General features: G+C 72.2%; 8 protein-coding genes. 4 read left to right on the forward strand and 4 right to left on the reverse strand.

Annotated elements, in window-relative coordinates:
* Positions 1-58: 58 nt before the first annotated feature.
* The 4 genes from ACTHJJ_RS06910 to ACTHJJ_RS06925 are packed head-to-tail and all read left to right on the forward strand — an operon-like array spanning position 59 to position 3,714.
* Positions 59-802 carry a cytochrome c biogenesis CcdA family protein gene (locus tag ACTHJJ_RS06910; protein ID WP_440302203.1) on the forward strand — a complete coding sequence of 248 codons (744 nt, stop codon included), beginning with the start codon at positions 59-61 and terminating at the stop codon, positions 800-802.
* Positions 802-2,400, forward strand: coding sequence for a cytochrome c biogenesis protein ResB (resB, locus tag ACTHJJ_RS06915; RefSeq protein ID WP_440302204.1), 1,599 nt, complete (start codon positions 802-804; stop codon positions 2,398-2,400). Before ACTHJJ_RS06910 ends, resB begins: the two co-directional genes overlap by 1 nt.
* On the forward strand, positions 2,397-3,425 hold the full coding sequence (gene ccsB / locus ACTHJJ_RS06920) for a c-type cytochrome biogenesis protein CcsB (protein WP_440302205.1): 1,029 nt from the start codon (positions 2,397-2,399) through the stop codon (positions 3,423-3,425). The genes resB and ccsB overlap by 4 nt, the downstream gene beginning before the upstream one ends.
* Positions 3,426-3,432: 7 nt before the next feature.
* Complete coding sequence (locus tag ACTHJJ_RS06925; protein WP_440302206.1) at positions 3,433-3,714, forward strand: DUF4229 domain-containing protein; 282 nt, start codon at positions 3,433-3,435, stop codon at positions 3,712-3,714.
* 55 nt (positions 3,715-3,769) lie between these two features.
* Here ACTHJJ_RS06925 and ACTHJJ_RS06930 read toward each other — a convergent pair whose 3' ends face one another.
* The 4 genes from ACTHJJ_RS06930 to ACTHJJ_RS06945 form a co-directional block, all read right to left on the reverse strand.
* The gene (locus ACTHJJ_RS06930) at positions 3,770-4,651 is read right to left on the reverse strand and encodes a 1,4-dihydroxy-2-naphthoate polyprenyltransferase (RefSeq protein ID WP_440302207.1); all 882 of its coding nucleotides are present in this window, start codon (positions 4,649-4,651) and stop codon (positions 3,770-3,772) included.
* A gap of 108 nt (positions 4,652-4,759) precedes the next feature.
* The gene (locus ACTHJJ_RS06935; RefSeq protein WP_440302208.1) at positions 4,760-5,026 is read right to left on the reverse strand and encodes a PLDc N-terminal domain-containing protein; all 267 of its coding nucleotides are present in this window, start codon (positions 5,024-5,026) and stop codon (positions 4,760-4,762) included.
* A gap of 57 nt (positions 5,027-5,083) precedes the next feature.
* Positions 5,084-6,253, reverse strand: a complete 1,170-nt coding sequence (gene menE, locus ACTHJJ_RS06940) for an o-succinylbenzoate--CoA ligase (RefSeq protein WP_440302209.1) — start codon at positions 6,251-6,253, stop codon at positions 5,084-5,086.
* Positions 6,250-7,818 (reverse strand): MFS transporter, encoded by a 1,569-nt coding sequence (locus ACTHJJ_RS06945; protein WP_440302210.1) that lies wholly within the window; start codon positions 7,816-7,818, stop codon positions 6,250-6,252. Before ACTHJJ_RS06945 ends, menE begins: the two co-directional genes overlap by 4 nt.
* Positions 7,819-7,872: the final 54 nt, after the last annotated feature.

Raw genomic sequence — 7,872 nt, forward strand, 5'->3', positions numbered from 1 at the left:
CGTCACGGAGACGACCCTTCGGGGGCTCATCGACGACGTCCGGGCCGAGGGCTGACCCGTGTCGTCCGAACTGCTCACGGGGCCGGTCGTCGTCGCGGCGGCCGTTGCCCTCGTGGCGGGTTTCGTCTCCTTCGCCTCGCCCTGTGTCCTGCCGCTCGTGCCCGGCTTCCTCGGCTACGTCACCGGCCTCGGTGACGTCTCGCTCAAGGACCGTGCGCGCGGCCGGCTGGTCCTCGGGGCGCTGCTGTTCGTCCTCGGCTTCTCCGTCGTATTCCTCCTCATGGCGTTCGGCGTGTCCATGCTCGGCCTCGCCCTGCAGGCCCACCGCGCCCTGCTGATGCGCATCGGCGGGGTCGTCGTGATCGTGACCGCGCTGCTCTTCCTCGGCCTCGGCAAGGGGTATGCCGCTCAGCTGGCCTGGCGGCCGAGGGCCGGCCTCGCCGGCGCTCCCTTGCTCGGGGCGGTCTTCGGGATCGGCTGGAGCCCGTGCCTGGGACCGACCCTCGGGGCGATCAATGCCCTGGCGGCCCCGCTCGCCGCCGAGTCGGGGACCGTCGGCCGTGGGCTCGTGCTCGCCGTCGCCTACTGCCTCGGCCTCGGCACCCCGTTCCTCCTCATGGCGGCCGCTTGGGAGAAGGCCGGCCGGGCCAACGCCTGGCTGCGCCGGCACCAGCGGCCGATCCAGCTCGTCGGCGGGTTGCTCCTGCTCGTCGTCGGGGTCATGCTCGTCACCGGACTGTGGGAGACCGTGATGGTCTGGCTCCAGGTCCACCTCATCGGCACGTTCCGGACGGTTCTTTGATGGTCAGCAGCGACACCACGACCAAGCCGCGCCCGGCGGCCCCGCAGCCACAGCTGCCGAAGCTCGGCTTCGTCGGCTGGATCCGCTGGGCCTGGCGGCAGCTGACGAGCATGCGCACGGCGCTCTTCCTGCTCCTGCTCGTCGCGGTCGGCGCGGTCCCCGGCTCGATCTTCCCGCAGCGCAACATCGACGCCGGCCGGGTCGCCGACTACCTGGCCCAGCACAAGACGAGCGGTCCCTGGCTCGACCGCTTCGGCTTCTTCGACGTCTACTCCTCGCCGTGGTTCTCGGCGATCTACCTGCTGCTGTTCATCTCCCTCGTCGGCTGCATCGTGCCGCGCACCAAGGTGCACTTCGCCGCGCTCCGTGCCCGGCCGCCGCGGGCCCCTGCCCGGCCGGAGCGGCTCGAGCATCACGCGACGCTCACCACGACCGCGGCGCCCGCCGAGGTGCTCGACGCGGCGCGGGAGGTGCTCAAGGGGCGTCGCTTCCGGGTCCACTCGCACGACGACGCGTCGGTGTCCGCCGAGTCCGGCTATCTCCGGGAGACCGGCAACCTCGTCTTCCACCTCGCCCTGACCGGGATCATCGTCGGGATGGCGGTCGGTCACCTCTTCGGCTGGCGCGGGGACGTCATCGTGCCGGAAGGGCAGAAGTTCGCCTCGTCGATCACGACCTACAACACCTTCTCGCCCGGCCCCTGGGTCGACTCGTCGCGGATCCCGAGCTTCGTGCTCAGCCTGGACCGGCTCCAGGCCGACTTCATCCGGACCCCGGGGCAGACCTTCGGACAGCCGCGTGACTTCGTCGCCCATACGACGTTCCAGTCCGACCCGGGTGCTCCGAGCGCCAAGGCGGACATCAGCGTCAACCACCCGCTCGCCATCAACGGGTCCGACGTCTATCTGCTCGGCAACGGCTACACACCGGTCATCACCGTCCGCGACGCCAAGGGCCAGGTGCTCTACCACGAGGCGACCCCCTTCCTGCCGCAGGACCCGAACTACCGCTCCGTCGGTGTCGTCAAGGTCTCGGCACTGCCGGCCCCGAAGCAGCTCGGCATCACCGGGTTCTTCCTGCCCACGGCCGAGCCGACCTTCCGCAACGGGCCGGCCTCGATCTTCCCGGACGCACTCGACCCGGAGGTCGCGCTCTCCGTCTGGGAGGGCACGCTCTTCCCCGGCGGGATGCCGCAATCGGTCTACACCCTCAACACCGAGGCGATGAAGCAGGTGACCAAGCCTGACGGGTCGCCCGTCCTCGTGCGCCTCAAGCCGGGCGAGACCTACCAGCTGCCTGGCGGCCGTGGGTCGATCACCTTCGACTCGGTCAAGCGCTTCGCGGGGCTGTCGGTCCGCCACGACCCCGGCGAGCTGATCGCGCTCGTCTCGGCGATCCTCACGACAGGCGGGCTCATCCTCGGCCTGACGATCAAGCGGCGCCGGGTCTTCGTCCGCGTCCGCCGGGCTGACGGCGAAGACGGGGCACCGGCTACCGTGGTGAGCATCGGTGGCCTCTCGAAGGACTCCGATGCCGGATTGGCCTCCATCATCCAGGCTGTGCACGACCACCTTGCAGAACGGAAAACCGCACCGTGACTTCGCAGACACTGGCCAGCTGGGCCAACAACGCGCTCTACTCGTCGATGGTGGTCTTCACCCTCGCCATGCTCGCGTTCGTCACGCACCTCTCGGCGCGCGCGCCACGCCGCGCCGAGGAGCGGGCAGCGGCCCGCACGGACGTGCTGGTCGGCGCCGGAGCCGCGCCGGGCGCCGGCAGCAGCGACACGGTGGTCGGGTCCGAGGCTGAGGCCGAGCCCGCGGCTGACGCGGCCGCCGACCCAGCAGCATCCGGGCCGGAGTCGCTGCGCAGCAGGCAGTGGGGCAGCATCGGGCTGACCCTGACGTACCTCGCCACCCTCCTGCTCGTCGGGTCCGTCCTGATGCGCGGCGTCGCCGTGTCGCGGCCGCCGTGGGGCAACATGTTCGAGTTCGCGACCGCCGCGGTCGCCGCCGTGGGGGTGGCCTACTCGCTGCTGGCCCGGCGCAACCGGTGGGAGTGGCTCGGCGTCTTCATCGTCACGCCGATCCTGCTCGTGCTCGGCCTGTCCGTGACGGTGCTCTACACCGAGGCGCACGAGCTGATGCCGGCGCTGAAGTCCTACTGGCTCGCCATCCACGTCACGGTCGCCTTCCTGGCCGTCGCGCTCTTCACCATCGCTGCCGCGGTCGGCGCGGTCTACCTGCTGCGGGTACGCCGCGAGGAGCACCCGCCGGCCAAGCCGAACTTCATCGAGTCGCTGCCGTCGGCGGTCTCCCTCGAGCGGACGGCATACAGCCTCAACATGGGCGCCTTCATCCTCTGGACGTTCACGCTGATCGCCGGCTCGATCTGGGCCAAGCAGGCGTGGGGCGCGTACTGGCAGTGGGACCCCAAGGAGGTGTGGACGTTCGTCATCTGGGCCGTCTACGCCGCCTACATGCACTCGCGGGCCACCGCCGGCGTCGATGCCCGCAAGTCGATGTACATCGCGCTGGCCGGCTATGCCGCCGTCATCATCAACTTCACCGCCGTCAACCTCGTGTCGACCTTCGTCGGCATGCACAACTACTCAGGAATGTGACCTGTCCATGCTGCGCTACACGGTGCTGCGCCTGCTCATCTTCTTCGGCTTCACCTTGCTCTTCTGGCTGGTCGGCCTGCGGCACAGCCCGCTCGTCCTCATCATCCTGGCCGCGCTCGCCTCGTCGGTCACCTCGTACGCCCTGCTCCGCGGGATGCGCGACGAGATGACGGCCAAGCTGGTCGCCCGGCACGAGGCCCGGGTGGCGGCACGCGACTCCCGATCCGAGGACGAGCTGGCCGAGGACTCGGAGGCCGAGGGCGCCGAGGTCCGCGACGAGCACGCCTGACCGGGCCTGACGCTCGCCCCCCCTGCTGTCTCGGACCGCGGTCCGCAGTCTCCCGTCAGGCGAGGTGGCGGCCGAGGGCGAGGCCGACCGAGAAGAGCAGCGCCCACGCCAGTTCGAAGATGCCGGTACCGGCGAGTGCCGGAATCAGGTCACGACCGTGGGCACCGCCGACGATCGCACGCACCGGCCGGACGAGGAGCGGCACGGAGAGCGCGGCGAGCAGCACCCAGGGCGTCGTGGCGACGGCCAGGCCGGTCATCACGAACGTGACGGCGATGAGCGCGAGGTAGAAGGCCCGGGTCCCGCGGTCGCCCATCCGGACCGCGAGGGTGTGCTTGCCGGTGACCCGGTCGGTGGGGATGTCGCGCAGGTTGTTGGCGACCAGGATCGCCGAGGTGACCGCGCCGACGGCGATCGCGCCCCACCAGGCGGCGTTGGTCAGCGGCGTCATCGTCGCCATCGTCCCGAGCGTCGCGACAAGGCCGAAGAAGACGAAGACGAACACCTCACCGAGGCCCATGTAGCCGTAGGGCCGCGACCCGCCGGTGTAGTACCAGGCCGCCAGGATCGCCAGGACGCCGATCGGAATCATGATCCAGAGGCCGGAGAGGGCGATGAGCGCGAGGCCGCACAGCGCCGCGAAGAAGAAGCATGCGAAGGCCGCGAACTTGACGCTCGACGGTTCGGCGAGCCGCTGCCCGACGAGCCGGACCGGGCCGACCCGGGTCTCGTCGGTCCCGCGGATGCCGTCGGAGTAGTCGTTGGCGAAGTTGACGCCCACCTGGAGCGCGAGCGCGACGACGAGCGCGAGCAGCGCGTAGCCCCAGACGACGTTGCCGGTCTGGTAGGCCGCGGCCGTTCCGACGAGGATCGGGGAGATCGCGGCGGGCAGGGTGCGCGGGCGGGCGCCTTCGATCCACTGGGACAGGGTGGCCATGGGTCCTTCGCGGGCTAGCGGGGCCGAGGAACGGCCCGGGGAGGGGCGGGGGTCGGGGCGGCCGAATGGCGGCGGGGCGCGGTCATGAGCAGCTGCGCCGGGCCGGACTCAGAGCCGGCGCAGGAAGTCGGGGTCGTCGTCGGGTCCGCGGGGCCCGGACGGTCGACCACTGCGGCCGACCGGCGGCTGCCCGCCACGGGAGTCGACGCGGCCGGAGATGAACCACAGCATCGGCCCGAGGACGGGGACGAGCACCACGAGGAGCCACACGGCCTTCGGCAGCACGCGGATGAGGCGCCCGTTGGTCTGCACGCAGTCCACGAACGCATAGATCGTCGCGAAGACCACGGCTGCGGTGAGCAGGACGCGAGCCACGGGGGCCTCCTTCGACGAGATGGTGGCCCCTATTTTGCCACCCGCCGAGCGGGTGCCTCAGTCCGCCTGCAGGGCGAGCCGGATCGCGGCCCGGTCCGGCTTGCCCGGGCCGCGCTGCGGGATCGCCGGCAGGGTGACGACCCGCCGCGGCAGGGCTGGATCGGGCAGGATGCCGCGCAGCTCCTCGCGCATGTCGCGCGCGGTGATGCGGGCGGTCGGGTCGATGAGGGTGACGGCGGCACAGACGGCCTCGCCCCACTCGACGTCGGGCAGCCCGATGACGACGGCGTCGAGCACACCGGGCACGTGCCGGGCGATCGCGTCCTCGACGACGCCGGGGGTGATCTTGAGCCCGCCGGTGTTGATGACGTCGTCGGCGCGGCCGTCGATGACGAGCCGCTCGCTCTCGTCGAAGTGCCCGAGGTCGTCGGTGCGGAACCAGCGCACGCCCTCGGGGTCGGTCGAGAACGCGTCGGCGGTCAGGTCGGGCTCACCGAGATAGCCGGACGCGACGGTCGCGCCGCCGAGGACGACGTGGCGGTCGTTGTCGACGTGGATGCGGGTGACGGGCAGCGGCACCCCGTCGTAGACGCACCCGCCCGCGGTCTCGCTCATGCCGTAGGTGAGCCGCAGCGCGACCCCCGCGTCGAGAGCCTCCTGCTGCATCACCTGCGGCGTGGCCGACCCGCCGACGAGGACCCCGTCGAAGCCGAGCAGCGCCTCGAGCCCGTCCTGGTCGGCGAGCAGCCGGCCGAGCTGGGTCGGCACCACCGCCGTGTAGCGCCGCGCCGCACCGGTCTGACGGAGCGCCCACGCGGCCCGCGCGAAGCCGGCCGCGGTGAAGCCGTCCCGGCTGTCGAGCGGGAGTGGTGTCGTCCCGGCCCGGAGGGAGCGCACGAGCACCTGCAGCCCGGCGATGTGGTGTGCGGGCATCGCGAGCAGCCACGACCCGGGGCCGCCGAGGACGGCGTGGGTCGCGTCGGCAGAGGCGGTCAGGGCGTCGGCCGTGAGCAGCGCCTGCTTCGGCCGGCCGGTCGAGCCGGAGGTGCCGACGGCGACCGCGAGGCGCTGCGGGAGCTCGGCGGGATCGTGCGGTGCGATGACCGGGGGAGGTCCCTCTGCGGCATACGGCACGAGGGCGGCGCGTCCGGCCAGGGCGTCCTCGAGGGCAGGCAGGATCGACAGGGCGTCCGGGCCGGCGGGCACGGGCAGCGGGAGGAGCGTCACGTGGCAGCCTTCGGGGTCGGGCGGGTGCGGGCGGGGCGGCCGGCCCGGCGGGTGCGGGCGGCCAGGACGACGCAGACGAGCAGCGCGACGGCGGCGACGGGGAAGCCGACGTGCGGGTTGAGGGGCAGCACGATGCCGAGCGCGCCACCGACGACCCAGAGCATCTGGAGCACCGTCTCCGACCAGCCGAAGACCGACGTGCGGACCGACTCCGCGACCTCACGCTGGACGAGGGCGTCGAGGCACAGCTTGGCGAGCTGCGAGGTGAGGCCCTGGACGAGGCCGATGACGATGATGAGGAGCAGGCCGTACCAGAGGCCGGTGGCGGCGCACGCGACCATCGCGACGAGCAGGGCGACCATGGCGACCCGCTCCGGGCGGTGGTCGCGCAGGACGTTGCCGAGCGCGCTGCCGAGGGCGTTGCCGACCGCGATCGCGACGCCGACGAGGCCGAGGATGAGCTCGGCGCGCATCCCGTCGATGGGATGCTCCTTGGCGAGGAAGGCCATGAACAGGATGAGGAAGCCGGTCAGCAGGCGGGTGCCGCCCGTGGTCCACATGGCGTGCCGGACGGGCCACGGGATGGCGACGATGCGCCGGCGCGCCCGCCCGTACAGCCCGAGGGAGTCGACGGTGAGCGCCTCGTCCGGGCCGCCCTTCGGGTGCCGCCCAGCGGTCGTATGCCGCTCGGCCGGCTCGAGCGGGATGGGCGCGGTGTCCTCGGGGGCGTGCTCGCCCTCCGAGCTGTCGATGCGCGCCGGGAGCCGGATCGCCTGGACCGTGCCGACGATGAACATGACGAACGTCGCGCGCAGGGCCCAGGAGGCGCCGGCGAGCATGAAGGCGCCGCCGACCGCGCCGCCCAGGGTGCCGCCGATGATGCCGGCGACGGAGACCTTGGAGTTTGCCTTGACGAGGGATGTGCCCGGGGGCAGGACACGGGGGACGGCCGCGGCGCGGACGACGGTGTAAGCCTTCGAGGCGACGAGGTAGGCGAGGGCGGCCGGGAAGAGCCAGTTGCTGTGGTTCGTGATCGCCTCTGCCATGACCCAGCAGAGGAAGCCGCGCACCGCCATCGTCGTGCCGAGCGCCCAGCGCCGGCCGTGCGGGACCCGGTCGAGCAGCGGGCCGAGGAACGGCGCGACGAGGGTGAACGGGATCATCGTCAGCAGGAGGAACCAGGCCACCTGGTCGCGGGCCTCGATGGTCTTGGGGTTGAGGAAGACCGTGCCGGCGAGGGCCAGCATCATCGCCGCGTCGCCCGCGGTGTGGGTCGCGTGCAGCTCGGTGACGCGGGCCAGGCCGGACTCGCCGGCGCCGCCGGAGTGCGTGTAGGCGTGGTACCTGCGGGTGGTGAAGCGGCCGGCCCGCGCGGTGAGGCGGGCGGTGCCGACGGTGGCGCGCCCGACGCCGCGGCCCAGGGCCCTCGTCGCGTTGGCCGCGGTGGTCCGGAACGGTTGGCGGTAGCCGGCGGGGCGGCCGCCCCGTGGGACGTTGATGGCCTCGGTCGGCTCGACCCGCGGGCGGCTCGAACCGGTGCTCGGCGAGTCGCTGCGGGAGGTCACTCCCTCATCTTGCCCTGTCGCGCTGACGATGAGCCCCTCTCAGAAGTACCAGGG

It is taken from the genome of Intrasporangium sp., assembly GCF_051961875.1.
GTDB lineage: Bacteria > Actinomycetota > Actinomycetes > Actinomycetales > Dermatophilaceae > Intrasporangium_A.

Bases quoted from the DNA above. Each gene is read 5' to 3' on its own strand.
- resB (WP_440302204.1), top strand. From the start codon at position 802: ATGGTCAGCAGCGACACCACGACCAAGCCGCGCCCGGCGGCCCCGCAG.
- ACTHJJ_RS06925 (WP_440302206.1), top strand. From the start codon at position 3,433: ATGCTGCGCTACACGGTGCTGCGCCTGCTCATCTTCTTCGGCTTCACC.
- ACTHJJ_RS06930 (WP_440302207.1), bottom strand. From the start codon at position 4,651: ATGGCCACCCTGTCCCAGTGGATCGAAGGCGCCCGCCCGCGCACCCTG.